This is a genomic window from Pseudomonas sp. B22129 (assembly GCF_044218875.1).
Taxonomy (GTDB): domain Bacteria; phylum Pseudomonadota; class Gammaproteobacteria; order Pseudomonadales; family Pseudomonadaceae; genus Aquipseudomonas.
Map to the genome: position 1 here is coordinate 1,813,841 of NZ_CP162592.1, position 26,616 is coordinate 1,840,456.

Here is a 26,616-nt window from a genome sequence, read left to right on the forward strand (position 1 = left end):
TTTTCACGAGGTATGCATGCCCGAGTTACCAGAAGTCGAAACCACAAGACGCGGGATTGCGCCGCACCTGGAAGGCCAACGTGTCAGCCGCGTGGTGGTGCGTGAGCGCCGGCTGCGCTGGCCGATTCCGGAAGACCTGGATGTGCGCCTGTCGGGGCAGCGCATCGTGCGGGTGGAGCGGCGGGCCAAGTACCTGTTGATCAATGCCGAAGTGGGAACCTTGATCAGCCATTTGGGCATGTCGGGGAATTTGCGGCTGGTGGAGGTCGGTTTGCCGGCGCTCAAGCATGAGCATGTGGATATCGAACTCGAATCCGGCTTGGCCCTGCGCTACACCGACCCACGGCGTTTTGGCGCGATGCTCTGGAGCCAGGACCCGCACAACCACGAGCTGCTGATTCGCCTCGGGCCGGAACCGTTGACCGACCTGTTTGACGGTGATCGGTTGTTCCAACTGTCCCGTGGGCGGTCGATGGCGGTGAAGCCGTTCATCATGGACAACGCGGTGGTGGTGGGCGTGGGCAATATTTACGCGACGGAAGCGTTGTTTGCGGCGGGGATCGATCCACGTCGCGAGGCGGGCGGTATTTCCCGGGCGCGTTATTTGAAATTGGCGATCGAGATCAAGCGCGTGCTGGCTGCTGCCATCGAGCGTGGCGGTACGACGTTGCGGGACTTTATCGGTGGCGACGGGCAGCCGGGGTATTTCCAGCAGGAGCTGTTCGTCTACGGCCGGGGTGGCGAGGCGTGCAAGGTGTGCGGGACTGAACTGCGCAATGTGGTGCTGGGGCAGCGGGCGAGTGTGTTTTGCCCAAGGTGCCAGCGCTGATTGCTGTGTGAAGGCTGAGGCCGACATCGCGGGCAAGCCCGCTCCCACACTTGATCGGGTTCACACGGTCAAAATGTGGGAGCTGGCTTGCCTGCGATGAGGCCCGCCCAGCCACCACAAGGCCTCAGGCTTTACCGGTAATCAACCGGTACTTGGCCATCAACTGCTCTTCCGTCTCCGGATGAGCCTCATCCAGCGGAATGCAATCCACCGGGCAAACCTGCTGGCACTGCGGCTCGTCGTAGTGGCCAACGCACTGGGTGCACAGGTTGGGGTCGATCACGTAGATCTCTTCGCCTTGGGAAATCGCGGCGTTCGGGCACTCGGGTTCGCAGACGTCGCAATTGATGCAATCGTCGGTGATGATCAGGGACATGGAAACTCCTGCCAGGGCCGTCAGCCAAGGCATCTGAAAACTAATGCGCGCAATTGTGCCGCATTGGCGCCCGCAGTGCGAGTGTGTGGCAAACCCTGGCGACGATCGCAGTCTCTGTGGCGAGGGAGCTTGCTCCCGCTGGGCCGGGCTGGCGCTCCAGCGCGAAGCGGCCCAAGATTGGGACTGCTGCGCAGTCCAGCGGGAGCAAGCTCCCTCGCCACAGTGAGCCTTACTTCTTGAAGCGCAGCGTCAGGGCATCCGCGACAGCCGGGTGCACGAACTTGGTGATATCCCCGCCCAAGGCGGCGATTTCACGGACCAACGTCGAGGAAATAAACGAATAGCGTTCCGACGGCGTAAGAAACAGGCTTTCCACGTCCGGCGCCAGTTGGCGGTTCATGTTGGCCAGCTGGAATTCGTATTCGAAGTCCGACACCGCGCGCAGGCCGCGCAGGAACACGTTGGCGTTCTGCTCTTTGGCGAAATGTGCCAGCAGCGTCGAAAAGCCGACCACTTCCACATTGGGCAGGTGCTTGGTGACCTCACGCGCCAGCTCCACGCGCTGTTCCAGGGGAAACAGCGGGTTTTTCTTGGGGCTGGCGGCGACCGCGATGATCACATGGTCGAACAGGCGAGAGGCACGTTCGACCAGATCGCCATGGCCTTTGGTAATCGGGTCGAAGGTACCTGGGTACAACACTCGGTTCATCGCGTCGTCCTGGCGGAGTCCGTTGGGGAACCGGATGGTATCGCAGCCTTCCCGGTCGGCCAAGTCAACTTATGCATAAGAAAGCCGTATAGACACTGCGAATCCCGTGTTTTTTCACGCTGTTTTCAGACGTTCGGCCAATGCCGTGGCGAGTTGGGCGGTTAAGCCGTACACCGACAATTGCGGGTTAGCCCCAATGCTGGTGGGGAATAACGAGCCATCGTGGATCGACAAATTGCGCAGTTGGTGGTGGCGACCCAGGCTGTCAGTGACGGCATTTTTCGGGTCTTCGCCCATGGCGCAACCGCCCATCACATGGGCGCTGCCCAGGGTGGTCCGGTGCAATTCCAGGCTCAGGCCGTCAATCAGGCTTTTGGCCTCGGCCAAGGTGGTGACGTAGCGCGCATCGTGGTGCAGCGGCTTGACCGACTTGGCGCCCGCCGCGAACTGAATCTCGGCCATGGTGTGGAACGCCCGGCGCAGGCCGTCCCAGGCGTAATCCGAAACCTGATAATCGAGCACGGGCGTGCCGTCACCGCGCAACTCCACGGTGCCGCCGGGGCTGTCGGGGTGAAACCCGTCACGCAGCAAGGCGAGCATGGCGTGGGTGTGGGGCAGTTGGCTCATCTCCAGGGCGTTTTGCGTGCCGTAGCCGCCGAACAGAGTGCTGGCCAAACCCGGATGCAAAGGCGGAGCCTCCAGCTTGTAGGACATTTTGCCGGTGGTGCCGTCCTGCCATTGGAAATGGTCGGAATAGATCGACTGCGGCGCGCCGTAGAACGGGTTGATCACTTCGTCGAACAGCCCGGCAGAGAAATTCACCAAGTGCAAAAAGGTGCGCTTGCCCAGCCGTGAATGCGGGTCGGGTGCGTCGGAGCGCATCAGCAGCGCCGGGCTGTTGATGCCGCCGCCCGACAGCACGTAATGCTTGGCCTTCACCGTGATCTTGTGCTCGGTCGGTGCCACGCAGCGTTCATCCATCGCCACGCATTCGAGGCTGCTGATCGTATCGCCGCTGTATTTAAGGTGTTCGGCGCGTGCGAGATAGAGCAGTTCGCCGCCTTTTTCCAGAGTGGACGGGATGGTGGTCACCAACATCGACTGCTTGGCATTGACCGGGCACCCCATGCCGCAATACCCCAGGTTGAAGCAGCCGCGCACATTGCGCGGGATCACATGCCAGCTGTAGCCAAGCTTTTCGCAGCCTTTGCGGATCACATCATTGTTGGCGTTCGGCGGTATGGCCCACGGCGCGATGCCCAGGCGTTGTTCCATCTTTTCGAACCACGGCGCCATCTCTGCGCTGCTGTGGCCCTTCACCGCGTACTCGCTGGCCCAGTGGGCGAGGGTGGCGTCGGGTGTGCGAAAGCTCGATGTCCAGTTGATCAGCGTGGTGCCGCCCACCGCCCGGCCCTGCAGGATGGTGATCGCGCCGTCCTTGCTCATGCGGCCGATGCCTTCCTGATACAGGCTGGCGTAGGCCTCGTCCTCGAGTAGTTTGAAGTCGCTGCTGGTCTTGAGCGGGCCTTCTTCGATCAGCAAAACCTTGTAGCCGGCAGCGCTGAGGATTTCGGCCGTGGTGCCGCCCCCGGCACCGCTGCCGATGATTGCCACGTCGGCTTCCAGCGTCAGGTCGCTGCTCAAGGCGGCGCCATTGTGGGTTTTCCAGCCACGGGCCAGGCCGTCGCGGAACAGATCGGGTACGGGCATGGGGTTGCTCTCTTGTTGTTCTGTACTGAAGTTGCAATCAATGTGGGAGCTGGGTTGTCAGGGTCAGATTTTGGGTGGGCCGGGATAGCCGCAGTGCGCCCACGACGCAGGCCGGAAGTACCAGGCCATGATCACCAGCTTGAGCAGCGAGCCCTGGCCCATGCGCAGCAGGTTGAGGTAACTGTTTTCCCAGCGGTGCAGGAAGTTGCGGATTTGCTCGGCGCTGGCGTGTTCCCAACTGCCCCAGATGCTGGTCAACGGGCCTCGGGTAATGCCCATGCCCAACACATCAAACAATTGTTGGGTGAGCTTGAACATCTCCGGCGACAGGTGCTGCAGGCTGTAGTCGAGTTTTTTCAGGGTGTCTTCGATGCCTGCAACCACCTCCTGGGCACTGGCCGCGCCTTCGAGCAGCACCGGGATGACGGCGCGTAGAAACGGCAGGTCGCTGCTGCGCAGCATGGCAAAGCCGCTGGCCGGGGTGCTGCTGGAGCAACCGCTGAGGCTGGCGCCCAGCCCGGCGGTGGCCAGGAAAGCGCTGGCGCACAGGCCGATTTTCAAGACGCCACGCCGCGACAGCGCAGGTGAATCAGTCAGGCTTGGGTTCATTGTTTTTATTGTCCCGTGAATAGCGCTATCAGCGGATAAACAGCTTCTGGATCAACTTCTGGATGGATTTGCCGTAAGGCGGGTAAATCAACTTCGCCGCGTTCAGGCGCTGCTTGATCAGTACACCCTTGGCTTTGCTGAAGGTGAGGAACCCCTCGTGCCCGTGGTAATGGCCCATGCCCGACGGCCCGATGCCGCCGAAGGGCATGTCGTCTTGAGCCACGTGCAGCAGCGTGTCGTTCAGGCACACGCCGCCGGAATGGGTTTCGTGGAGTACGCGGTTTTGCTCGCCCTTGTTGTAGCCGAAGTAGTACAGGGCCAGTGGGCGCGGGCGCTGGTTGATGTAGGCAAACGCTTGGTCCAGGCCGCGATACGGCACGATCGGCAGCAGCGGGCCAAAGATTTCGTCCTGCATCACGGTCATCTCGTCACTGACGTTCAGCACCAGCGTGTGGGCCATGCGCCGGTCCTGGCCCTTGTCGTAAAGAGGGAGCAGGGTTGCGCCTTTGTCGACGGCGTCCTTGGCGTAGCTATTGAGCCGCGCCAGTTGCCGTTCGTTGATGATGGCGGTGTAGTCCGGGTTGTCCGCCAGCGTCGGATAAAAGCCTCGAACCGCTTGGGTGTAGGCTTCGACGAAGCCTTCAACGCGGTCTTCCGGCACCAGCACGTAGTCCGGGGCGACGCAGGTTTGCCCGGCGTTCAAGGCTTTACCGAAGGCGATACGCTCGGCGGCATCCTTGAGCGGCACGTCGGCGGACACAATGGCGGGCGATTTACCGCCCAGTTCCAATGTCACCGGCGTGAGGTGTTCTGCGGCGGCGCGCATCACGTGCTTGCCGATGCTGGTAGCGCCGGTAAACAGCAGGTGGTCGAAGCGCAATTTGGAAAACGCCATGCCCACTTCGGCTTCGCCCAGCACCACGCACACCAGGTCTTCAGGAAAGATCTTCGCCAGCAGCACCTTGAGCAGCTCACCGGTTGCAGGCGTGGATTCGCTGAGTTTGAGCATCACCCGGTTACCGGCAGCGAGCGCGCCGACCAGTGGGCCAATGGCCAGATAGAGCGGGTAGTTCCAGGGCACAATCACGCCGACCACGCCCAGCGGTTGGTAGATGACTTTGGCCGACGCGGGCTGGAAGGCAATACCGACAGCGCGGCGGGAAGGTTTCATCCAGCCTTTGAGGTGTTTGCTGGCATAGTGAATGCCATGCAAACTGGGCATAAGTTCGGCGAACAGGGTTTCATCTGCACTGCGATGGCTGAAATCCTGGCTGATCGCGCTTATCAATGCCTGGCGTTCGTCGCTGAGCAGGTCGCGCAAGGCCTTGAGCCATTGCTGGCGTTGCGCGGCCGGCGGCATCGGGTTGGCGGCGTAGGCGCGGCGTTGGGCGTCGAACAGGTCCTGGAGCTGATCCAGCGCCTGGGAATCTTGCAGGTAAGCAATGTTGGCAGACATGGCGCAGTTCCCGATTGTTATAGGTCTGCCTGGATTTTTAGAGTCATTGCTCTAAATTGTCAAATGTCATTGCAGTAACAAGCGGATTTATCCCGTTGAGGATAGCCCGTAAGATGCCCCATCACGTGTATAGAAGCTGATCCCCTATGGCACCACGAGTAAAGACCAGCGAACGCATTGTGCAAATCAGCCTGGAGCTGTTTAACCAGCAGGGCGAGCGCAGTGTCAGCACCAACCATATTGCCGCCCACATGGAAATATCCCCGGGCAACCTGTACTACCACTTCCCTAACAAGCAGGCGATCATCGCCGTGCTGTTTCGTGAGTACGAAGCCCTGGTCGACAGTTTCCTGCGCCCACCCCAAGGCCGCGCCGTTACCGTCGAAGACAAGCGTTTCTACCTGCAAGCCGTGCTGGCCGGGATGTGGCGCTACCGCTTCCTGCATCGCGACCTTGAGCATTTGCTGGAAAGTGATCCGGAATTGGCCACCGGCTACCGGCGCTTTTCCCAGCGCTGCCTGACTCAGGGCGGCGCCATTTACCAAGGGTTTGTCGACGCTGGCATCCTCAACATGGACCCGGTGCAAACCGAGGCCCTGACCCTCAATGCCTGGATCATCCTCACCTCGTGGGTGCGCTTTTTGTGCACCACCAATGAAAACTCCGCCCACCTGAGCGCCGAAGCGATCAAGCGCGGGGTGTATCAGGTGCTGGTGCTGGAGGCGGGGTTTGTCACGCCCCAGGCGAAAGAGGCGGTGGATGCGTTGTTCAAAGAGTTTTATGTGCCGCTGAATCAGGCACTGGAAGAAGTGAAGTAGGGCCTTTCCCGAATCTGTTCACAGGAGTCCGTCATGCCGCTTGCCCAACTGATCAGCCCCCAGCAACTGGCCGAGCGCCAGAAGGCCGGAGGGCTGGTGATCCTGGATTGCCGTTTTGCCCTGGAAGACCCGGATTACGGGCGTTGCAGCTACGAAGAGGGGCATGTGGAAGGTGCACAATACGCCGATTTGGAGCGCCACCTCAGTGGCCCGGTGACCAAGGGCGTGACGGGCCGTCACCCGTTGCCGACGGCAGACACGTTGGTTCGACAGTTGCGTGCATGGGGCGTTAATGCCGACACCGATATCGTGCTGTATGACGACGGCCCCGGCGCCTATGCTGCCCGGGCGTGGTGGCTGCTGGCCTGGCTGGGCAAGCGTGATGGTGTGTTTATCCTCGACGGTGGTCTCAAGGCGTGGCACGCCGCAGGTTTCCCGTTGAGCCTGGACGCGCCGGTGATCGAGCCGGGTACCTTCACGGGGACCCCCGACAATCACCTGCTGCTGGACGCCGAACACCTGCAAAAACGCCTCGGCCAACCGGGCCTCACGCTGATCGATGCTCGTGCCCAAGCGCGCTTTCGCGGCGACGTGGAGCCTATCGACCCGATCGCCGGGCATATTCCCGGCGCGCAGTGTGCGGCGTTTAACGAAAACCTCGGCAGCGACGGGCGGTTCCTGCCGGCCGAGCAGCTCAAGCAGCGCTTTGCCGCGCAATTGCAGGGCCGGTCGCCGGACGAACTGGTGGCGTATTGCGGCTCCGGCGTGACGGCGTGTCATAACCTGTTCGCGTTGAGCCTGGCGGGTTACCCGTTGGGCAAGTTGTATGCGGGGTCGTGGAGTGAGTGGATTACCGACCCCGGTCGGCAGATTGCGACGGGTGACTGAGTTGTCGGCTATGTAAACCCTATCAAATGTGGGAGCTGGCTTGCCTGCGATAGCGGTGTGTCAGCTAGAAAATCGACTAACTGGCACGGCCTCATCGCAGGCAAGCCAGCTCCCACATTTTTACCTGTGTTGTGCCAATAGCCACTGGGGGATGCGCCGCTCAAGGTAGTAACCCGGCCGCTTCAGCGAACCGTCCACAAACCCCACATGCCCACCTTTTGCCAGCAACTCAAACTCGGTGCCAGCCGACAGCTCGCAGGCCTCAGGCAAGCTGTGCGCAAACACAAACGGGTCATCGGCCGCCTGGATAATCAGGGTGGGCGTGCGAATGTCGCCCAGGTAATAACGGCTCGACGCGCGGCGGTAATAGTCTTCGGCGCTGAGAAAACCATGCAGCGGCGCGGTCACCCTGCCGTCAAAATCCCAAAACGTGCGCATCTTTTCCAGCGAGCCCAAGTCCTCCAGGGTTTTCAGCCCCTCAGCCTTGCCATCCTGTAGAAAACGGCTTTGTTTGACACGGATATACGCGAGCATCTCGCGCATGAAGTGCTTTTGATAAACCCGCGAGAAACCCAGCCCGATGCGGTCCGCACACTGGTCCAGACGAAACGGCACCGACACCGCCGCCGCGCCGTGCAGCCCGGACGCCTCGCCGGTTTCTCCCAAGTGCTTGAGCAGTACATTGCCGCCCAGCGAATAACCCACCGCATACAGCGGCGCCAGTGGGCGCTTGGCCCGCAGATGAGCGATTGCCGCGGCGAGGTCTTCGCTGGCGCCCGAGTGGTAGCTGCGCGCCAAGAGGTTGGGTTCGCCGGAGCAACCCCGCCAATTCAGCGCAGCGCTGGCCCAGCCGTGACTGGCGAGGGCTTTTTGCAGGCCGGCCACGTAGGGCGAGTTGGAAGAGCCGGTCAGCCCGTGCAGCACCAGCACCAACGGCGCTTGCGCGTCGTGGGGGCCGTGCCAGTCGAGATCGAGAAAGTCGCCATCATCCAGCCACAGGCGCTCGCGTTGGCGCTCGATGTGAGTGGTGGGGCGCCACAGCGGCCCCCACAGTGTTTGCAGGTGGGGGTTGCCGAGGCCGAAGGCGGGGGTGAACAGCTCGGTGGAAGGCTTCATGGACATCTCTGTAACGAGCAAGGCTTCATGTGGCGAGCAGGCTTGCCCTGCGTTGGGCTGCGCAGCAGCCCCATCAAAAGCACCGCGTTGGGTCATTCAGAACACGGTCGCAGGTTTTGGGGCTGCTTCGCAGCCCAACGCAGGGCAAGCCTGCTCGCCACAATAAGCCCGCTTGCCACAGAAAACCTGCTTTGCACAACGAGCCCAAAGTTAAGCGGCGCTTTCAACAAAGCGGTGCCACAACGCGTAATACACCCGTCCGGACTTCTGCTCCCGGTGCAGGCGCCACGCGCCCGGCAAGCCGAGGGTAGACGGTGCAGTCTCGCTTTCAGTGTAGATCCACGCATCCGGCGCCAGCCATTGGCGTTCTTCCAGCAGCGTACACACGGTGGGTAGCAGGTTCTGGTTGAACGGCGGGTCGAGGAACACCACGTCGTATTCGCTGGCCGGCTGGGTTTCCAGGTAGCGCAACGCGTCGGCGGTTTGTACCTGGCCGGTGGTGCAGCGCAAGGTGCCCAAGTGTTCCTTCAGGCTTGAAACCGCGATATTGCTCGCATCCAGCGCCTGGCCCTGGGCCGCGCCACGGGACAGCGCCTCCAGGAACAGCGCGCCGCTGCCCGCGAACGGGTCCAGCACCTTGGCGCCGCCGATGTACGGCGCAAGCCAGTTGAACAGGGTTTCACGTACGCGGTCGGGTGTCGGGCGCAGGCCCACCACGTCGGGGAAGCTCAGCTTGCGGCTGCCCCATTCGCCGCCAATGATGCGCAGCTGGCCCACACCGTTATGGACGTTGTGGACAGGTTTTTTCGGGCGAGATGAACTGGCCATTAATGCTCCGGAACCCCGAGCGGCTGCTCGGCGGGTTTATCAGTGGGGGGCGGTAGTGGCTTTTGCGCAATCGTCGGGCCGGCGGTCACGATGACCATCTTGTCGGCGCTCAAGTGTTTATTCATTGCAGCCTTGACCTGATCTACGGTCAGGGCCTGGGATTGTTTCATGAAATCCTCAAGATAGCTCAGCGGCAGGTTATAGAAACCCATGGCGCCCAGTTGCCCGACGATATCGGCATTGCTGGCGGTGGACAGCGGGAAGCTGCCGGCCAGCTCGCGCTTGGCGTCATCCAGCTCCTTTTGCGTCGGGCCGGTCTTGAGGTAGTCGGCCAGCACGTCCTCGACCAGGCGCAGGGTGCCGCCGCTCATTTCGGCGCGGGTCTGAAGCTGGATCATGAACGGGCCGCGCACCTGCATCGGTGAGAAACCGGAGTACACGCCATAGGTCAGGCCGCGTTTCTCGCGCACTTCACTCATCAGGCGCGTGCCGAAACCACCGCCACCCAGAATCTGGTTACCCAGAGACAACGCTGCGTAGTCCGGGTCGGCACGGTCGATGCCCAATTGCGCGAACAGCAAGTGCGTCTGTTTGGACGGGAACTCGATATGGCTCAAGCCGGCCTTCGGCTCGGTCGGTTGGGCGATCTTCGCCAGCGCCGGGCCTTTGGGCAGCGATGCGGACACCTTGGCAGTCATGGCTTCGGCTTCGGCGCGGGTCAGGTCGCCCACCACTGCAATCACCGCATTGCCTGCCGCATAGGCCTTGGCATGGAACGCCTGCAGCTGTGCCAGGGTAATCGCCGGAACACTTTCAGGTGTGCCCTCACTCGAGTGAGCGTAGGGGTGGTTGCCATACAGGCGCTTGAACAGTTCAAGGCTGGCCAGCTTGGCCGGGTTCTGTTTCTGGTACTCAAAACCGGCGAGGATCTGGTTCTTGATGCGCGCCAGTGAGTCAGCGGGGAAAGTCGGCTTGCCGATCACCTCGTCGAACAATGCCAGGGCGGCTTCGCGCTTGTCGCTGTCGCTCAGGCTGCGCAGGGATACCAGCGCCATGTCGCGGAAAGCGCCATTGCCAAAGTCTGCGCCCAGGCCTTCAAAACCGCTGGCGATCTGGCTGACGTCTTTGCCTGGCACGCCTTCGTTGAGCATGGCGTTGGTCAGCAGCGCCACGCCCGGCGTGTTGCCGTCCTGGCTGCTGCCGGCGGCGAACAGGATGCGCATGTCGAACATCGGCAGTTCGTGGGCTTCGACAAACAACACCTTGGCACCTTCGGCGGTGGTCCAGGTTTGCACGTCGAGCTTGCGGTTGGTCGGCGCTTTGCCGTCCAGCTCTGCCAGCGATTGCAGCTTGTTGGCCGATTGGGCTTTTTCCAGCGCCGGGCTGGCCACGGAATCACTCGGGCGCAGGAAATACACCGCGCTGGCGGCAATCAGGGTGACGACGATCAGGCCGGGGAAGATCAGGCGGCTGCTTTTGCGATCACTCATGAGCGGTCTCCTCAGGCAAAACATGGGCGACGCTCAGACGTTCGCGGGTGAAATAGGTACGGGCGGCTTTCTGGATATCTTCCGGGGTCACGCTTTGCAGGTCGGCCAGCTCGGTGTCCATCAGCTTCCAGGACAGGCCGACGGTTTCCAGCGAGCCGATGGCCGTGGCCTGGCTGGTGATGGAGTCACGCTGGTAGACGAGGCCGGCAATCACCTGGGCGCGGATGCGTTCCAGCTCTTCAGTGGTTGGCGGTTTGGCTTTCAATTCGTCCAGCAGGCGCCACAGGCCGGCTTCGGCTTGGGCAACGGTCTTTTTCTTTTGCTGGTTCGGCGTGGCGCTCAGGGTGAACAGGCTGTCGCCACGGGTGTAGGCGTCATAGCTGGTGGAAGCGGCGGACACCAGCTCCTCACCACGCTCCAGCTGCTCGGAGATGCGCGCGCTGTAGCCGCCGTCCAACAGGGCCGAGATCAGGCGCAGAGCCTGTACCGAGCGCTTGTCTTCGGCGGTGGCCAGGCCGGGTACGTTAAAGCCGAGGATCACGCTCGGCAGCTGGGTTTGCACATGCAGGGTCAGCAAACGCTCGCCGGGTTCGGCCAGCTCCAGCGGAATCTTGGCCGGTGGTACGTCACGTTTCGGGATCGGGCCGAAGTAACGCTGGGCGAGGTTTTTCACCTCGTCAGGGGTCACGTCGCCGACAACTACCAGCGTGGCGTTGTTCGGCACATACCAGGATTGGTACCAGTGGCGCAGCTCCTCTACCTTCATGCGTTCAAGGTCGGCCATCCAACCGATAGTCGGCGTGTGGTAGCCGCTGGCCGGGTAGGCCATGGCCTTGAAGCGCTCAAAGGCCTTGGACATCGGGTTGTCGTCGGTGCGCAGGCGGCGCTCTTCCTTGATGACCTCGATTTCCCGGCTGAACTCGTCGGCCGGCAGGCGCAGGCTGGCCATGCGGTCGGCTTCCAGCTCGAAGGCAACGCCCAGGCGGTCGCGGGCCAGTACCTGGTAATAGGCGGTGTAGTCGTCACTGGTGAACGCGTTTTCCTCGGCGCCCAGATCGCGCAGGATCAGCGAGGCCTCGCCGGGGCCGACTTTGGCGCTGCCCTTGAACATCATGTGTTCAAGCGCGTGGGACAAACCGGTCTGGCCCGGGGTTTCGTAGCTCGAACCGACCTTGTACCAGACCTGGGAAACCACCACTGGCGCGCGATGGTCTTCGCGCACGACCACTTTGAGGCCGTTATCGAGGGTGAATTCATGGGTGGGTTGTGGGTCGGCAGCCAAAGCTGAAAGGGGCAGACAAACTGTGCTGAGCAGCAGGCCTGCGGCACGGCGGGCTAGAGCATTCATTCGTTTTTTAACCTGTTGGGCTGCCCGCTTGGTCTTAGCGTCGGCGGGCGAGAGGGTGCTAGGATACTGATCCGATTTGGACACGGCCACTGCGGCGGTCATCTTGTACCGGATCCAATCGTAGGAATGTAGGATTTGGCGCAGGGTTTCCCCGACGATGTTCCACTTTTCGACGAATTTATCGCTTCAGTCCTATATTGAAACGATTCGTTAAGGCCTTTATTTACGCCTTACCAAATGTTGCGCATGAACAAGCGAGCCTTAAAGCAGTCTGTTCTGCATCGAATTTATTTACCGAGGCGCCCTGGCGCATCGCTACTTTGAGATAGCCGTCCTCCATGTTTGGTTCCAACGACGACAAGAAGAACCCAGCCGCGGCTGGCGAGAAAAAAGGCCTGTTCGGATGGCTGCGCAAAAAGCCGCAGGAAGCCGTCGTCGAACAGCCGCAGGTTCAACCTGAACCCATTCCTGAACCTTTAGTGGAAGCCGCACCGGTTGTTGAAACCCCGGCGCCTATCGTGTTGCCGATGGCTGAGCCGGTGTTGCAGCCGGTGGCTGAGGTTGAGCCTGAGCACAAACCGTGGCTGGAGCTGCCGGTGGCCGAGGAGCCGGTAGCACTCGTTGAAGATGTTCAGGCCGAGCACGTAGTGCCGCCGATTCCGGCAGTGGTTGAGCCGGTTGCCGTGGTCGTTGAAGCTGCGCGGAGTGTTGAAACCCCTGCGCCGGTTGAGCCATCGCCTGCTCCCGCTGTGGTTGCAGTGCCCGCCGTGGCCGAGCCGGAGCCCGTTGCCGTTGCCGTCGAAACCAGCAAAACCGGATTTTTCGCCCGCCTCAAGCAAGGCCTGAGCAAAACCAGCGCCAGCATTGGCGAGGGCATGGCCAGCCTGTTTCTCGGCAAGAAAGTCATCGATGACGAGCTGCTGGAAGATATTGAAACCCGCCTGCTGACGGCTGACGTGGGCGTTGAAGCCACGGCCGTGATCATCCAGAGCCTGACCCAGAAGGTCGCGCGCAAGCAACTGACCGACGCCGATGCTCTGTACAAATCCTTGCAGGCCGAACTGGCCGCGATGCTCAAGCCTGTGGAAGCCCCGCTGGTGATCACGCCGAACAAGCCGTTCGTGATTCTGGTGGTGGGCGTCAACGGCGCCGGCAAGACCACCACCATCGGCAAGTTGGCCAAGAAGCTGCAGTCGGAAGGCAAGAAAGTCATGCTCGCCGCCGGCGATACCTTCCGTGCCGCCGCTGTCGAACAGCTGCAAGTCTGGGGCGAGCGCAACAAGATCCCGGTCATCGCGCAGCACACGGGCGCGGATTCGGCTTCGGTGATCTTCGACGCTGTGCAGGCCGCCAAGGCTCGTAACATCGATGTGTTGATCGCCGACACTGCCGGCCGCCTGCACACCAAAGACAATTTGATGGAAGAGCTGAAGAAGGTGCGCCGCGTGATCGGCAAGCTTGACGCAGACGCCCCCCATGAGGTGTTGCTGGTGCTCGACGCCGGTACCGGGCAGAACGCTATCAGCCAGGCCAAACAATTCAACCAGACGGTGCAACTGACTGGCCTGGCATTGACTAAGCTCGACGGCACGGCCAAAGGCGGCGTGATTTTCGCCCTGGCCAAACAGTTCGGGTTGCCGATTCGTTATATCGGCGTCGGTGAAGGCATTGACGACCTGCGCACCTTTGAGGCCGAACCCTTTGTACAGGCACTTTTCGCCGAGCGGGAGCGTTCATGATTCGATTCGAGCAGGTCGGTAAACGCTACGCCAACGGGCATGTGGGCTTGCACGAGCTGAGTTTTCGCGTGCGCCGCGGCGAATTCCTGTTTGTGACCGGTCACTCGGGCGCGGGCAAAAGTACGCTGCTGCGTCTGCTGCTGGCCATGGAGCGTCCGACCACCGGCAAGCTGCTGCTGGCGGGCCAGGACCTGGCCACCATCAGCAACGCGCAGATTCCATTCCTGCGCCGCCAGATCGGCGTGGTGTTCCAGAATCACCAGTTACTGTTTGATCGCACGGTGTTCAACAATATTGCCTTGCCGCTGCAAATCCTTGGTCTGTCCAAGGCCGAAATCGTCAAGCGCGTGGATTCGGCCCTGGAGCGTGTGGCGCTGTCGGACAAGACCGACCTGTACCCCGGCGACCTGTCCACCGGCCAGCAGCAACGCGTCGGCATTGCCCGCGCCATCGTTCACCGCCCGGCTTTGTTGCTGGCGGACGAACCTACCGGTAACCTCGACCCGCGCCTGGCGGCCGAAATCATGGGCGTGTTCGAAGACATCAATCGCCTGGGCACCAGTGTGTTGATCGCCAGCCACGACCTGGCGCTGATCGCGCGCATGCGCCACCGCATGCTGACGCTGCAGCGCGGCCGCCTGATCGGTGACGGGGAGGCCGGTGTATGAGTGCCACCCGCAGCCCTAAAGTGTCCGAGCGCGTGGCGCCGAAAGCCGCCGACCCGCAACCGCAGAAAAAGAAAAAACACGACGATGACGATGGCCCGGATTTCGGCACGCTGCTGCGCGCCTGGATCGAAAGCCATCGCGCCAGTTTGCTCGACAGCCTGCGCCGCCTGGGCAAGCAGCCGATCGGCAGCTTTTTTACCTGCCTGGTGATGGCGGTTGCCTTGAGCCTGCCGATGGGTTTGTCATTGCTGCTGAATAATGTGGAGCGCCTCGGCGGTTCCTGGCAGCGTGCGGCGCAGATCTCCCTGTATTTGAACATCGACGCCAGTGCCAAAGACGGCGAGTCCTTGCGTGATGACATCAAGAACCTGCCGGGCGTGGCGGATGCCGAGTACATCAGCCGCGACCAGGCTCTTGAAGAGTTCCAGCAACAATCCGGCCTGGGCGAAGCCCTTAAAGAGCTGCCGCAGAACCCGCTGCCGGGCGTGGTGCTGGTGACGCCGAATGAGGTCGACAAGCCTGCGCTTGAGGCCCTGCGACAAAAACTCGCAGAAATGCCCAAGGTGCAACAGGCACAACTTGATCTAGTCTGGGTAGAGCGCCTGGCGGCGATCCTCAAGCTGGGTGACCGCTTCGTGTTCGGCCTGACGGTGTTGTTGGTGTCTGCATTACTTTTGGTGATAGGTAATACCATTCGTCTTCATATTGAAAACCGTCGCACCGAGATAGAAGTGATTAAACTGGTCGGCGGCACGGACAGCTATGTGCGTCGTCCTTTTCTGTACATGGGCGCGCTTTATGGCTTTGGTGCCGGGATTTTGTCCTGGGGCGTGCTGGCATTTGGCCTGAACTGGCTGAACGACGCGGTAGTCGGGCTTGCCGGACTCTATGGCAGCGATTTTGCCCTGGCCGGGGTGCCGGTCGCCGACGGTCTTAGCCTCTTGCTTGGCGCTGTATTGTTGGGGTATATCGGTGCTTGGATTGCGGTTGCTCGTCACTTACGTGAGTTGGCACCGAAGTAGTTAATGTCAGATTAATGTGGTTTCGTTTGTATTGACCGTATCAGTGGTTTAGGGAACTTGTCCTACGGTTCCCGGTCAATTTTCGCAGTGCTGAACTGCACGAGTTATGTGAGTCGGAGGTTTTTTCGTATGACCACTTCTTTGCAACCTGCTTATGCTCTGGTCCCGGGTGCGAACCTGGAGGCCTATGTGCACACGGTCAACAGCATTCCCTTGCTGACGCCCGAGCAGGAGCGTGAACTGGCCGAGAGTCTCTACTATGAGCAGGATTTGGGGGCGGCTCGGCAGATGGTGCTCGCCCACCTGCGTTTTGTTGTACATATCGCCCGTAGCTATAGCGGCTACGGTCTGGCCCAAGCTGACCTGATCCAGGAAGGCAACGTCGGTTTGATGAAGGCTGTAAAGCGCTTCAACCCTGAGATGGGTGTGCGTTTGGTGTCGTTTGCCGTGCACTGGATCAAGGCGGAAATCCACGAGTTCATCCTGCGCAACTGGCGCATCGTGAAAGTGGCAACCACCAAGGCCCAGCGCAAGCTGTTCTTCAACCTGCGCAGCCAGAAGAAACGCCTGGCGTGGCTGAACAACGAGGAAGTCCACCGCGTGGCCGAAAGCCTCGGTGTAGAGCCCCGTGAAGTGCGCGAGATGGAAAGCCGCCTGACCGGCCATGACATGGCCTTCGACCCGGCCGCCGAAGCGGACGACGACAGCGCCTTCCAATCGCCGGCCAACTACCTGGAAGACCACCGGTACGACCCGGCGCGTCAACTGGAAGACGCCGATTGGAGCGACAACTCCAATCACAACCTGCACGAAGCGCTGGAAGTGCTGGACGACCGCAGCCGTGACATTCTTTACCAGCGCTGGCTGGCAGAAGACAAAGCCACGCTGCACGACCTGGCGCAGAAGTACAACGTGTCGGCCGAGCGGATTCGTCAGCTTGAGAAAAGCGCGATGAACAAGCTGAAGTTGTCGATCGCTGCCTGATACGCGGTTCCGAAAACAACGCGATCGAATGTGGGAGCGGGCTTGCTCGCGAAAGCGGAGTGTCAGTCACCGATATGTTGACTGAACCACCGCATTCGCGAGCAAGCCCGCTCCCACAGTTGTTTTTGTGCTGTGTCAGTCGGACCAGGGCGCTTTTCGGGAATTGTTCAGCTCTACCAGGTAACCATCCCCACCCAACTGACTCATCTGCTGCCGAATCCACGCCGCCCGTCTGGCCACATACGCCGTCGGATGGCTGGCACTCCACACCCGCGGGTTCGGCAAAACAGCCGCCAGATAACTCGCCTGCTGCCGCGAAAGCCCCTTGGCACTCACCCCAAAGTGATGCCGCGCCGCCGCCTCTGCGCCAAACACGCCTTCATCCCATTCCACGCTGTTGAGGTAGACCTCAAGAATGCGCTGCTTGGGCCACAACACTTCGATCAGCCCGGTAAACCACGCTTCCAGCCCTTTGCGCAAATAGCTGCGGCCGGTCCACAGAAACAGGTTTTTCGACACTTGCTGGCTCAAGGTGCTGGCGCCGCGAATCGAGCCGCCGCGCTCGTTGTGCAGGATTGCCGCCTGGATCGCGCCGAAATCAAAGCCCCAATGCTGCGGAAAACGCTGGTCTTCACCGGCCATCACCGCCACCTTGAGGTCATCGGAGATCTCGTCCCACGCCACCCACGTGCGCTGCAGGTCAATCGGTTCGCCGTCGACCCACGACTCGATCTTGCGCTCGACCATCAACGCAGTGAACGGCGGCGGCACGACGCGAAACAGCAGCACCAGCAACACACTGCCGATGGCAAACCATTTCACGACTTTGAGAAAACGCTTGAAGAGGAGACGCAGCATAGAGATGGCTTGGCCGAACCCGTTGAGCGGGCCATTATACAGACCCTGCCCCTTGCGTCTGACTGGAGTTCCTCATGCTGCGTAGCTTTCTGATGCTGGCCGCCTTTTTTGGCTTTACCGGCGTCGCGCTCGGTGCCTTCGCCGCCCATGGCCTGAAAAACCGCCTGAGCGCCGAGTACCTGGCAATCTTCCATACCGGCGTCACCTACCAATTGATACACGCCCTGGCGTTATTCGGCGTAGCACTGTTGGCTGCACATATTCCTGGCCGATTGGTCAACTGGGCGGGTATCTCGTTTACCGTCGGTATCCTGCTGTTCTCCGGCAGCCTGTATGTGTTGACGCTGACAGGTTTCAGCAAGCTGGGCATCATCACGCCCTTTGGCGGTTTGGCCTTTCTGCTGGGCTGGTTCTTCCTCGGTTTGGCGGCGTGGCGTTTGCAGGCCATCTGACCGAGGGGCTTGGGCCTGCTGCGGCAATCGGGCTAGAATGCGGGCCCCTAAAAACGATGGCGGCCCGCGGCATGCGCATTCTGTTGAACGGCGAATCCTTTGAACTGCCCGACGGTGAAACCGTTGCGGCCCTGCTGACCCGCCTCGACCTGACCGGGCGTCGCGTCGCAGTGGAACTCAACCTGGATATCGTCCCGCGTAGCCAACACGCCGAGACCGCGCTCACCGAAGGTGATCAGGTTGAAGTGGTCCACGCCATCGGCGGCGGCTAGTCGCACAGCTTTCTGAATTCTGCAGAACCTCACTCCATTTCGAGGATTTCCCATGAGCATCGTTCGTAGCGACAAGCCCTTCGTCCTGGCCGGTCGTACCTTCCAGTCCCGTCTGCTGGTCGGCACCGGCAAGTACCGCGATATGGAAGAAACCCGCCAGGCCATCGAGGCCTCGGGCGCCGAGATCGTCACCTTCGCCGTGCGCCGCACCAACCTGGGCCAGATCGAAGGCGAGCCGAACCTGCTCGAAGTGCTGTCGCCGGATCGCTACACCTTCCTGCCGAACACCGCCGGTTGCTACGACGCCATCGAAGCCGTGCGCACCTGCCGCCTGGCCCGTGAGCTGCTCGACGGCCACAATCTGGTGAAGCTGGAAGTGCTGGCCGACCAGAAAACCCTGTTTCCCAACGTGATCGAAACCCTTAAGGCCGCCGAAACGCTGGTCAAGGAAGGTTTTGACGTGATGGTCTACACCAGCGATGACCCGATCATCGCGCGCCAACTGGCGGAAATCGGCTGTATCGCCGTGATGCCGCTGGCCGGTCTGATCGGTTCCGGTCTGGGCATCTGCAATCCGTACAACCTGCAGATCATCCTCGAAGAAGCGAAAATCCCGGTGCTGGTGGATGCGGGCGTGGGCACAGCCTCCGACGCGACCATCGCCATGGAACTGGGCTGCGATGCGGTGCTGATGAACTCGGCCATCGCCCACGCCCAGCAACCGATCATGATGGCCGAAGCCATGAACCACGCCATCGTCGCAGGCCGCCTGGCCTACCTCGCCGGGCGCATGCCGAAAAAACTCTACGCCAGCGCCTCCTCGCCGCTGGATGGTCTGATCAAGTAAGAGCCATTGATGACTGAATCAAACGAAACGCCGAACACCGTGGAAGAAGGTGACGAGTCCAAGCACCGCCGCATCAAGAGTTTTGTGATGCGCGCCGGTCGTATGACCGAAGGCCAGCAAAAGGGCCTGGAGCAAGGTACACCGCTGTTCGTGTTGCCATTGGCCGACGCGCCGGTGGACTACGACCAGGTGTTCTGCCGTTCGGCCCCGCGTTCCCTGGAAATCGGTTTCGGCATGGGCCATTCCCTGCTGGAAATGGCTGCAGCCTCGCCGGAACAGGATTTCATCGGCGTTGAAGTGCACCGCCCGGGTGTCGGCGCGCTGCTCAACGGCGTGCTGACTCAAGGCCTGACCAACCTGCGCGTCTACGACTGCGACGCGATTGAAGTGCTCAACCGCTGCATCGCCGACAACAGCCTCGACCGCCTGATGTTGTTCTTCCCGGACCCATGGCACAAATCCCGTCACCACAAGCGTCGCATCGTCCAGGCCTCCTTCGCGGAACTGGTACGCAGCAAGCTGAAAGTGGGCGGTATCCTGCACATGGCCACCGACTGGGAACCGTATGCGGAGTACATGCTGGAAGTGATGGACGTAGCGCCTGGCTACCGCAACCTGGCCGAAGACGGCAAATGCGTGCCACGCCCGGCCGAGCGCCCGATCACCAAGTTCGAACGCCGCGGCGAGCGACTCGGGCATGGGGTTTGGGATTTGAAGTTCGAGAAGGTCGATTGACAAGCCACTGGCTTGAAATGCGATCAAAAATGTGGGAGCGGGCTTGCTCGCGAATGCGATGGTTCAGTCGACATCTTCGGTGACTGACACTACGCCTTCGCGAGCAAGCCCGCTCCCACATTTGTTATGCAGTGTGCTCAGGATTATCGGCGATCCGCGACTACGCCAATCAACACCAGCACCACCACCAACACCGGCGCCAGGCTGTAGTTATTGAACTGGCTCAGCCCTCGCACAATCCACGGCGTGGCGTAGATCAACGCTGCACCGCTGCCGATCATGCACACCAGCGCCATCAACGGTACGCGCAATGCGCCAGCGATGCTGCCCAAGCGGCCTTCGACCCAGCCTTTGATATCGGCGCCAAACAGCACCAGCAAACAGCCGACAAGGGCCAGGGAGATTTCCGACAGGTTGCTACGGCTCCAGCGGGACACGGTGGCGAGCAGGTCGAGTACCAAATCCATGTGATTTCCTTAGAGCGATCAGCTCAAAAACTTCTGCAACAGGTCATTGAGAAAGAGTTGCCCACGGTCGGTGGCCGCCAGGCGTGACGGTTCGACCTGCATTAAGCCACTTTGTTCTGCCTCACGGCGGCCTTCGTCGAGGCTGGCCAGGTCGAGGCCGGTGCGCTCGGCGTACAGCCTGGATTCAACGCCTTCGGTGAGCCGCAAAGCGTTCATCAGGAACTCGAATGGCAGCTCTTCATTAGTCAGCTCTTTCGCACCGGCCTGGAAGCTTTTGGCTGGGTTGAGGTAGTCCTTGGGTGCGCGAGTCTTCCAGGTGCGCACGATGCGCCCGTCCGGGTGGCTGAGCTTGCCGTGGGCACCGGCGCCAATGCCGATAAAGTCGCCAAAGCTCCAGTAATTCAGGTTATGCCGCGCCGGGCGGCCCGGTTGGGCATAGGCCGATACTTCATATTGCGCGTAACCGTGTTCGGCCAGCAGCGCCTGGCCGGCTTCCTGAATGTCCCACAGCGTGTCGTCTTCCGGCAGCGCGGGCGGCTGGTTCCAGAATACGGTGTTGGGTTCCAGCGTCAGCTGATACCAGGACAGGTGCGTAGGCTTGAGTGCGATGGCCTGGCGCAAGTCGCTCAGGGCATCGTCCAGCGACTGATCGGGCAAGCCGTGCATCAGGTCAAGGTTGAAGTTATCGAACCCGGCCTGGCGTGCCATGCCGGCGGCGCGCACGGCTTCATCACCATTATGGATGCGGCCCAGCGCCTCAAGCTTTTGCTGCTGGAAGCTCTGAATGCCGATGGACAGGCGATTGATCCCCAGCTTGCGGTACGCCACGAACTTCTCTTGCTCGAACGTCCCGGGGTTGGCTTCCAGGGTGATTTCGATGTCGTCGGCAAACGGGATACGAGCTTGCACGCCCTTGAGCAGGCGCCCCAGCGCGGCGGCGCTGAACAGGCTGGGCGTGCCGCCACCGAAGAAAATCGAGCTCAGTTCACGGCCGTAAACCGCGTGCAGGTCTTGATCAAGGTCGGCCAGCAATGCGTCCACATACTCTTCTTCCGGCAGCACTTTGCTGGCGGTGTGGGAATTGAAGTCGCAATAAGGGCATTTGCGCACGCACCACGGAATGTGGATGTACAGCGCCAGGGGCGGTAGCACCGGCAAGGCCGCCCGAGGTGTTTGCGCGCCGCCGTGGATCAGCGGCTGCGCAGAAGTGTTCTGGGTCATTTCAGGCCCAGACGCTGGCGCAACAGAGCCATGGCACGGGCGCGATGGCTGATCTGGTTTTTGTCGACCGGGCTCAGCTCGGCGCTGGAGACAGTACGCTCCGGCACCCAAAACAGCGGGTCATAGCCAAAGCCGTGCTCGCCGCTGGCCGCGTGAAGAATGCGCCCGTGCCACAGGCCTTCGCAGAGAATCGGCAGAGGGTCGTCGGCATGGCGAACCAGCGCCAGCACACAGACGAACTGCGCGCCGCGCTCGGCATCCGGCACGTCCTTGAGGGCGTCCAGCAGCTTGGCGTTGTTGGCCGCGTCGCCTTTGCCGTCTGCATAACGCGCCGAGTAGATGCCTGGTGCACCGCCGAGGAAATCCACCGCCAGGCCCGAATCATCCGCCAGCGCCGGCAGGCCGGAGATGCGCGCCGCATTGCGCGCCTTGAGGATGGCGTTCTCGACGAACGACAGGCCGGTTTCTTCCGGCTCCACCTGGCTGAACTCGCCAATCGAGCGCAGTTGAACAGATTCGCCGAGCATGGCCTGCAGTTCTTTGAGTTTGCCGGCGTTGTGGCTGGCCAGTACGAGTTGAGTAAGGTTCATCATTCGGCCGGGAAAAGTTCTTGGACAAAACTGAAACCGTGGGCCTTGCCGCCGGTTTCAACGTTGATGGTGAAGGTCTTGAATTCCTGCTGCGGCACGGAGTAGGGCGCGAGGTAGTTGGTCACGCCTTTTTCGGTGATCTGCTTGAAGGTCAGCACTTCGCTTTTGCCGAGCGAGTCCTTGATGGTGCCGGTCACTTGCGCCACCACGGGCGTCACGCCCTTGAAGACGGAAACGTTGATCAGGCCTTTGTTCTTGCTGCGCACCACGCCTGCGGCCTGGGCGGTTTCCGGCTGCAGGAAGCTGGAAGTGAACGTGTTGTAGCGCACGGTGATGTCGCCAAATTCTTTCGTGCGGTTAGGGTCGATAACGTCGGCGGCCATGGCGTTGGTGCCAAGCAGTGCGGTCAATAAAAAAACAGCCAAACGACTCATGAGCGTCCCTCTTGAAAATGATTAGACGGCAATCTTGTGGTCGGTCAGGCCAGGGCTGCTGACCCGGTAAATCCCGATTTCGCCCAACAGGTTGGGCCATAGCTTACTCGCCCAGCCGTGGCGGTGCTGTTGATCGACGGCAAGGCGGTTGATGACTTTGGCTTCACGCTCGCCGCACAGGGCTTCGAAGTCTTCGAAGGTGCAGAAGTGAATATTGGGCGTGTTGTACCAGGTGTACGGCAGGAAATCCGACACCGGCATGCGGCCCTTGGTGGCCAGGTACCAGCGGCAGCGCCAATGGCCGAAGTTGGGGAAGGTGATGATGCACTGGCGGCCCACGCGCAGCATTTCGTCGAGGATACGGTCCGGGTAGTGCACGGCTTGCAGGGCCTGGGTCATGACTACGATGTCGAAGCTGTTGCTGGCAAAGTTGCCCAGGCCCTTGTCCAGGTCCTGCTCGATCACGTTGATGCCCTTGGCCACGCACTGGGCGATATTGTCCGGGTCGTTTTCCAGGCCGTAGCCGGTGACTTGCTTGTTGTCGCGCAGCCAGCTCAGCAGTTCGCCATCACCGCAGCCAAGGTCGAGCACGCGGCTGCCGGCGGGGATCCAGTCTTGGATGATTTCCAGGTCGGCTCTCATGGCTTTCTCACAATACGATTCGGTTCATGTAATTGCCGAACGCCTGCAAGTAACGCGGGATCGGAATCAGGAAAGCGTCGTGGCCTTGCGGCGCGTCGATCTCCAGGTAGCAGACGTCTTTGCGCGCGGCCATCAACGCGTCCACCAGCTCGCGCGAGCGCGCCGGCGAAAAACGCCAGTCAGTGGTGAACGACATCACGCAGAACTTGGCCGTGGCGTGCTCGAAGGTTTTCGCCAGGTCATCGTCGTGGTTGGCGGCCGGGTCGAAATAGTCCAGCGCCTTGGTCATCAGCAGGTAGGTGTTGGCGTCGAAACGCCCGGAGAACTCCTCGCCCTGATAACGCAGATAGCTTTCCACCTGGAACTCGACGCTGTGGAAGTCGTAGTTGAGCTTTTCGCTCTTGAGTCCACGGCCGAATTTCTCGCCCATGGAATCATCGGACAGGTAGGTGATGTGCCCGACCATCCGCGCCAGCATCAGGCCGCGCTTGGGAATCACGCCGGCTTCCTGGAACGAACCACCGTGGAATTCGGGGTCGGTGAGGATGGCCTGGCGCGCCACTTCGTTGAAGGCGATGTTCTGTGCCGACAGTTTTGGCGCCGAGGCGATGGCCAGGCAATGGCGCACGCGATCCGGATAAGTGATGGTCCATTGCAGCGCCTGCATGCCGCCCAGGCTGCCGCCGATCACTGCCGCCCACTTATGAATGCCCAGCATGTCAGCGAGGTGCGCCTGGCTGTGCACCCAGTCTTCCACGGTCAGTACCGGGAAGTCGGCGCCGAAGGGCTTGCCGGTTTCCGGGTTGATACTGCTCGGGCCGGTAGAACCGTTGCAGCCGCCAAGGTTGTTCAGGCTGACCACAAAGAACTTGTCGGTGTCGATGGGCTTGCCGGGGCCGATACAGCTGTCCCACCAGCCGGGCTTGCGGTCGTCGACGGAGTGGAAACCGGCGGCATGGTGATGGCCGGACAAGGCATGGCAGATCAGCACGGCATTGCTCGCCGTGGCGTTCAGTTGGCCGTAGGTTTCATAGATCAGGTCGTAGGCTGGCAGCGAACGACCGCAGGCCAGGGCCAGCGGTTCGCTGAAGTGCGCCATTTGGGGCACGACCAGTCCAACAGAATCGGGGGGAAAGGCAGCTGGCATCGACCCTGCTCTCGTTTAAATGAGGCGTAAGTCTAAAGAGCGGGGGGCGTAGCGGCAAGCAAAGGCGCAGATACAAAATGTGGCAGTTGGCCTGTGTGGGAGCTGGCTTGCCTGCGATACAGACACCTCGGTGTGTCAGTCACACCGCAGCGATGCAATCGCAGGCAAGCCAGCTCCCACACAAGCCAAGTCCCACTGGGGCCGTGTCAGATCAGGCCGAACAGCTCTTTAGGCATGTAGGCAAAGTACGCCAGCCGCGGAATCACCCAGCTTTGCAGCAACTGGATCGCGATAAACGCGAAGATCGGCGAGATATCCAGGCCGCCCAGGTTTGGGATCAGCCGACGGAAGGGGGCGAGTACCGGCTCGGTGATTTGCGCCACCAGTTCGGCGCCCGGGCTACGGCTGCCCGGAGCGACCCACGAGAGGATCACGCTGATGATCATCGACCAGAAGATGATCTTCAAAAACAGCGAGAAAATACCGATCAGGCCCCATGGCAACAGCAACACCGTGTTGGCCTGGTAGCCGTTGAGCAGCAGGATCACCGCAAACAGCAGGATTTGCAGCAGCAGCGCCAGCACCAGGGACGACATGTCGAGCCCGAACATGCTCGGGATCACCCGGCGCAGGGGTTTGAGCAACGGTTGAGTAGCCTTGACCACGAACTGGCACAGCGGGTTGTAGAAGTTCGCCCGCACCAATTGCAGGATAAAGCGCATCAGCACGATCAGCAGGTACAGGCTGCCGAGGGTCTGGATGATGAAAATGGCAGCGTCATTGATTCCGAGCATGTTTGTTTCCTTGTAGGGGGGCGACTATTTGCCCAGCTGTTCGGCCATTTCAGCCGAACGATGCGCCGCGGCACCCAGTGCTTTTTCCACCAGGGCTTCAAAGCCCCCGGCCTGGAACGATTCGATGGCTGCTTGTGTGGTGCCGCCAGGGGAGGTCACACGGCGGCGCAGTTCAGAGGCGTCCACATCGCTGGTCACGGCCATTTTTGCGGCGCCCAGCGCGGTTTGTTCGGCCAGTTGCTTGGCGATTGCCTGCGGCAGGCCCAGTTTCACGCCGGCGGCGGTCATGGCTTCGATCAGCAGGAAGAAGTACGCAGGGCCACTGCCGGAGACGGCGGTGACCGCATCCAGTTGCTGTTCCTGTTCCAGCCACAGGGCGATGCCCACGGCGGACAGCAACTCCTGGGCCTGGTCACGCTGTTCAGTGGTGACTTCAGATGTTGCATACAAGCCACTCACACCTTGGCGCAGCAGCGACGGGGTGTTGGGCATGCAGCGCACGATGGGTTGGGCGCCGAGCCAGTGGGTCATGCTGGCGCAGGTGATACCGGCGGCGATCGACACCACCAGTTGGTGCGGTTGCAGGCTCGGGCGCAGGCTTTCGCACACGGCCTTCATGGCTTGCGGCTTGACCGCCAGCACGATCACGTCCACGCCCTGAATGGCTTCGGCGTTGTCGGCAAAGGTTTCGATACCGTGCTCGGCGCTGACGCGGGTGCGGGTGTCGGCGCCCGGGTCGCTGGCGCGGATTTGCGCGGCTTCCAGGCCTTTGGCCCGCAGGCCGCCGATCAAGCTGGCGGCCATGTTACCGGCGCCGATAAAGGCAATACGCGTGTCGCTCATGACAGGTCCTTACTCAGATGGAAGTCAGCCATTTCACGGCTGGCCGTAGTCGCGGGCGCCAAACAGCGCGGTACCGATCCGCACCCAGGTGGCGCCTTGGGCGATGGCCGACTCAAGGTCGTGGCTCATGCCCATGGAAAGTGTGTCCAGCGGCAGGTTTAAACGGGCTTGCAGCTCGCGAACGGTGGCGAAGGCTGCGTCTTGCGCAGCGCGATCTTCGGTCGGCTCGGGAATGGCCATCAAGCCACGCAGCTTCAAGCGCGGCAGGGCGCTGATCGCGTCTGCCAGGGCCGGCAAGTCGGCGGGCGTACAGCCGGACTTGCTGGCTTCACCACTGACGTTGACCTGGATGCAGATATTCAGCGGCGGCAGGTCGGCCGGGCGTTGCTCGGAGAGGCGTTGTGCAATTTTCAGGCGTTCCACGGAATGCACCCAAGCGAAGTTCTCGGCGATAGCGCGCGTCTTGTTCGATTGAATGGGGCCGATGAAGTGCCAACTCAAGGGCAGGTCAGTTAATTCGGCCTGTTTGCCCAAGGCTTCCTGCAGGTAATTCTCGCCAAAATCGCGCATCCCGGCGGCATAGGCTTCGCGCACGGCCTGGGCGGGTTTGGTCTTGCTCACGGCCAGCAGGTGGATGCTGCTTTCGTCGCGCTGCACGGCGTGGGCTGCGGCGCGGATCCGCTGGCTAACCAGGCCAATGTTGTCTGCTATCGTCGACATTCAA

Annotated in this window: 30 protein-coding genes; 11 read left to right on the top strand and 19 right to left on the bottom strand. The window is 61.2% G+C overall.

Annotation, left to right across the window (positions count from 1 at the left end):
* Window positions 1-16 precede the first annotated feature (16 nt).
* Entirely contained in the window at window positions 17-829 is an 813-nt protein-coding gene (gene mutM, locus AB4P94_RS08215; protein ID WP_395610138.1) for a bifunctional DNA-formamidopyrimidine glycosylase/DNA-(apurinic or apyrimidinic site) lyase, read from the top strand.
* A 124-nt stretch (window positions 830-953) separates the two neighbouring features.
* Here the strand turns inward: mutM and AB4P94_RS08220 are convergent, their stop codons facing one another.
* The 5 genes from AB4P94_RS08220 to AB4P94_RS08240 all read right to left on the bottom strand — a co-directional run bounded on the left by AB4P94_RS08220 (window position 954) and on the right by AB4P94_RS08240 (window position 5,689).
* Window positions 954-1,205, bottom strand: coding sequence for a YfhL family 4Fe-4S dicluster ferredoxin (locus AB4P94_RS08220; protein WP_017139475.1), 252 nt, complete (start codon window positions 1,203-1,205; stop codon window positions 954-956).
* A 229-nt stretch (window positions 1,206-1,434) separates the two neighbouring features.
* On the bottom strand, window positions 1,435-1,914 hold the full coding sequence (gene coaD / locus AB4P94_RS08225) for a pantetheine-phosphate adenylyltransferase (RefSeq protein WP_003176711.1): 480 nt from the start codon (window positions 1,912-1,914) through the stop codon (window positions 1,435-1,437).
* 114 nt (window positions 1,915-2,028) lie between these two features.
* Window positions 2,029-3,624: a GMC family oxidoreductase N-terminal domain-containing protein gene (locus AB4P94_RS08230; protein WP_395610139.1), complete on the bottom strand. Its 1,596-nt coding sequence runs from the start codon at window positions 3,622-3,624 to the stop codon at window positions 2,029-2,031.
* A 63-nt stretch (window positions 3,625-3,687) separates the two neighbouring features.
* Entirely contained in the window at window positions 3,688-4,233 is a 546-nt protein-coding gene (locus AB4P94_RS08235; RefSeq protein WP_395610140.1) for a twin-arginine translocation pathway signal protein, read from the bottom strand.
* A gap of 28 nt (window positions 4,234-4,261) precedes the next feature.
* Window positions 4,262-5,689 carry a coniferyl aldehyde dehydrogenase gene (locus AB4P94_RS08240; protein WP_395610141.1) on the bottom strand — a complete coding sequence of 476 codons (1,428 nt, stop codon included), beginning with the start codon at window positions 5,687-5,689 and terminating at the stop codon, window positions 4,262-4,264.
* Between the two features lie 146 nt (window positions 5,690-5,835).
* Here AB4P94_RS08240 and AB4P94_RS08245 point away from each other — a divergent pair, with 146 nt between their 5' ends.
* Together AB4P94_RS08245 and AB4P94_RS08250 are read left to right on the top strand one after the other, a co-directional pair.
* On the top strand, window positions 5,836-6,507 hold the full coding sequence (locus AB4P94_RS08245) for a TetR/AcrR family transcriptional regulator (protein ID WP_395610142.1): 672 nt from the start codon (window positions 5,836-5,838) through the stop codon (window positions 6,505-6,507).
* A 33-nt stretch (window positions 6,508-6,540) separates the two neighbouring features.
* Window positions 6,541-7,395: a sulfurtransferase gene (locus AB4P94_RS08250; protein WP_395610143.1), complete on the top strand. Its 855-nt coding sequence runs from the start codon at window positions 6,541-6,543 to the stop codon at window positions 7,393-7,395.
* 120 nt (window positions 7,396-7,515) lie between these two features.
* Here the strand turns inward: AB4P94_RS08250 and AB4P94_RS08255 are convergent, their stop codons facing one another.
* From AB4P94_RS08255 to AB4P94_RS08270, 4 genes are all read right to left on the bottom strand, one after another.
* The gene (locus AB4P94_RS08255) at window positions 7,516-8,511 is read right to left on the bottom strand and encodes a hydrolase (protein WP_395610144.1); all 996 of its coding nucleotides are present in this window, start codon (window positions 8,509-8,511) and stop codon (window positions 7,516-7,518) included.
* 210 nt (window positions 8,512-8,721) lie between these two features.
* The gene (gene rsmD, locus AB4P94_RS08260; protein WP_395610145.1) at window positions 8,722-9,339 is read right to left on the bottom strand and encodes a 16S rRNA (guanine(966)-N(2))-methyltransferase RsmD; all 618 of its coding nucleotides are present in this window, start codon (window positions 9,337-9,339) and stop codon (window positions 8,722-8,724) included.
* Window positions 9,339-10,829, bottom strand: a complete 1,491-nt coding sequence (locus tag AB4P94_RS08265) for a M16 family metallopeptidase (protein WP_395610146.1) — start codon at window positions 10,827-10,829, stop codon at window positions 9,339-9,341. The genes rsmD and AB4P94_RS08265 overlap by 1 nt, the downstream gene beginning before the upstream one ends.
* Complete coding sequence (locus tag AB4P94_RS08270; RefSeq protein WP_395610147.1) at window positions 10,822-12,177, bottom strand: M16 family metallopeptidase; 1,356 nt, start codon at window positions 12,175-12,177, stop codon at window positions 10,822-10,824. Before AB4P94_RS08270 ends, AB4P94_RS08265 begins: the two co-directional genes overlap by 8 nt.
* 338 nt (window positions 12,178-12,515) lie before the next feature.
* Between AB4P94_RS08270 and ftsY the strand changes: the two genes are divergently transcribed.
* The 4 genes from ftsY to rpoH all read left to right on the top strand — a co-directional run bounded on the left by ftsY (window position 12,516) and on the right by rpoH (window position 16,590).
* A complete protein-coding gene (ftsY, locus tag AB4P94_RS08275) occupies window positions 12,516-13,916 on the top strand; it encodes a signal recognition particle-docking protein FtsY (RefSeq protein ID WP_395610148.1) in 1,401 nt (466 codons plus the stop codon).
* Entirely contained in the window at window positions 13,913-14,584 is a 672-nt protein-coding gene (gene ftsE / locus AB4P94_RS08280) for a cell division ATP-binding protein FtsE (RefSeq protein WP_003213784.1), read from the top strand. Before ftsY ends, ftsE begins: the two co-directional genes overlap by 4 nt.
* A complete protein-coding gene (ftsX, locus tag AB4P94_RS08285) occupies window positions 14,581-15,606 on the top strand; it encodes a permease-like cell division protein FtsX (RefSeq protein ID WP_395610149.1) in 1,026 nt (341 codons plus the stop codon). Before ftsE ends, ftsX begins: the two co-directional genes overlap by 4 nt.
* 129 nt (window positions 15,607-15,735) lie before the next feature.
* The gene (gene rpoH, locus AB4P94_RS08290; RefSeq protein WP_016972967.1) at window positions 15,736-16,590 is read left to right on the top strand and encodes an RNA polymerase sigma factor RpoH; all 855 of its coding nucleotides are present in this window, start codon (window positions 15,736-15,738) and stop codon (window positions 16,588-16,590) included.
* Window positions 16,591-16,725: 135 nt separating this feature from the next.
* On the opposite strand, the gene mtgA is transcribed toward rpoH, so the two are convergent.
* Window positions 16,726-17,448: a monofunctional biosynthetic peptidoglycan transglycosylase gene (gene mtgA / locus AB4P94_RS08295; protein WP_395610150.1), complete on the bottom strand. Its 723-nt coding sequence runs from the start codon at window positions 17,446-17,448 to the stop codon at window positions 16,726-16,728.
* A gap of 74 nt (window positions 17,449-17,522) precedes the next feature.
* On the opposite strand from mtgA, the gene AB4P94_RS08300 reads away from it, so the two are divergent.
* The 4 genes from AB4P94_RS08300 to trmB all read left to right on the top strand — a co-directional run bounded on the left by AB4P94_RS08300 (window position 17,523) and on the right by trmB (window position 19,754).
* Window positions 17,523-17,900 carry a DUF423 domain-containing protein gene (locus AB4P94_RS08300; RefSeq protein WP_395610151.1) on the top strand — a complete coding sequence of 126 codons (378 nt, stop codon included), beginning with the start codon at window positions 17,523-17,525 and terminating at the stop codon, window positions 17,898-17,900.
* A gap of 71 nt (window positions 17,901-17,971) precedes the next feature.
* Window positions 17,972-18,172 (top strand): sulfur carrier protein ThiS, encoded by a 201-nt coding sequence (gene thiS, locus AB4P94_RS08305; RefSeq protein ID WP_031320180.1) that lies wholly within the window; start codon window positions 17,972-17,974, stop codon window positions 18,170-18,172.
* A gap of 52 nt (window positions 18,173-18,224) precedes the next feature.
* Window positions 18,225-19,019, top strand: a complete 795-nt coding sequence (locus tag AB4P94_RS08310; protein WP_395610152.1) for a thiazole synthase — start codon at window positions 18,225-18,227, stop codon at window positions 19,017-19,019.
* Between the two features lie 9 nt (window positions 19,020-19,028).
* Entirely contained in the window at window positions 19,029-19,754 is a 726-nt protein-coding gene (gene trmB / locus AB4P94_RS08315) for a tRNA (guanosine(46)-N7)-methyltransferase TrmB (RefSeq protein WP_395610153.1), read from the top strand.
* Window positions 19,755-19,897: 143 nt separating this feature from the next.
* Here the strand turns inward: trmB and AB4P94_RS08320 are convergent, their stop codons facing one another.
* The 9 genes from AB4P94_RS08320 to AB4P94_RS08360 all read right to left on the bottom strand — a co-directional run bounded on the left by AB4P94_RS08320 (window position 19,898) and on the right by AB4P94_RS08360 (window position 26,612).
* Window positions 19,898-20,221 carry a DUF3392 domain-containing protein gene (locus AB4P94_RS08320; RefSeq protein ID WP_395610154.1) on the bottom strand — a complete coding sequence of 108 codons (324 nt, stop codon included), beginning with the start codon at window positions 20,219-20,221 and terminating at the stop codon, window positions 19,898-19,900.
* Window positions 20,222-20,239: 18 nt separating this feature from the next.
* On the bottom strand, window positions 20,240-21,442 hold the full coding sequence (gene hemW, locus AB4P94_RS08325; RefSeq protein ID WP_395610155.1) for a radical SAM family heme chaperone HemW: 1,203 nt from the start codon (window positions 21,440-21,442) through the stop codon (window positions 20,240-20,242).
* Window positions 21,439-22,035 (bottom strand): RdgB/HAM1 family non-canonical purine NTP pyrophosphatase, encoded by a 597-nt coding sequence (gene rdgB / locus AB4P94_RS08330; protein WP_395610156.1) that lies wholly within the window; start codon window positions 22,033-22,035, stop codon window positions 21,439-21,441. The genes hemW and rdgB overlap by 4 nt, the downstream gene beginning before the upstream one ends.
* The gene (locus AB4P94_RS08335) at window positions 22,032-22,466 is read right to left on the bottom strand and encodes a DUF4426 domain-containing protein (RefSeq protein ID WP_395610157.1); all 435 of its coding nucleotides are present in this window, start codon (window positions 22,464-22,466) and stop codon (window positions 22,032-22,034) included. Before AB4P94_RS08335 ends, rdgB begins: the two co-directional genes overlap by 4 nt.
* A gap of 21 nt (window positions 22,467-22,487) precedes the next feature.
* Window positions 22,488-23,108: a methionine biosynthesis protein MetW gene (metW, locus tag AB4P94_RS08340; RefSeq protein WP_016972957.1), complete on the bottom strand. Its 621-nt coding sequence runs from the start codon at window positions 23,106-23,108 to the stop codon at window positions 22,488-22,490.
* Between the two features lie 7 nt (window positions 23,109-23,115).
* The gene (locus tag AB4P94_RS08345) at window positions 23,116-24,255 is read right to left on the bottom strand and encodes a homoserine O-acetyltransferase (RefSeq protein WP_395610158.1); all 1,140 of its coding nucleotides are present in this window, start codon (window positions 24,253-24,255) and stop codon (window positions 23,116-23,118) included.
* Window positions 24,256-24,461: 206 nt separating this feature from the next.
* A complete protein-coding gene (locus tag AB4P94_RS08350; protein ID WP_078739571.1) occupies window positions 24,462-25,049 on the bottom strand; it encodes a YggT family protein in 588 nt (195 codons plus the stop codon).
* Window positions 25,050-25,073: 24 nt separating this feature from the next.
* Window positions 25,074-25,892: a pyrroline-5-carboxylate reductase gene (gene proC / locus AB4P94_RS08355; RefSeq protein ID WP_395610159.1), complete on the bottom strand. Its 819-nt coding sequence runs from the start codon at window positions 25,890-25,892 to the stop codon at window positions 25,074-25,076.
* Window positions 25,893-25,925: 33 nt separating this feature from the next.
* The gene (locus tag AB4P94_RS08360) at window positions 25,926-26,612 is read right to left on the bottom strand and encodes a YggS family pyridoxal phosphate-dependent enzyme (RefSeq protein ID WP_395610160.1); all 687 of its coding nucleotides are present in this window, start codon (window positions 26,610-26,612) and stop codon (window positions 25,926-25,928) included.
* Between the last annotated feature and the right edge of the window lie 4 nt (window positions 26,613-26,616).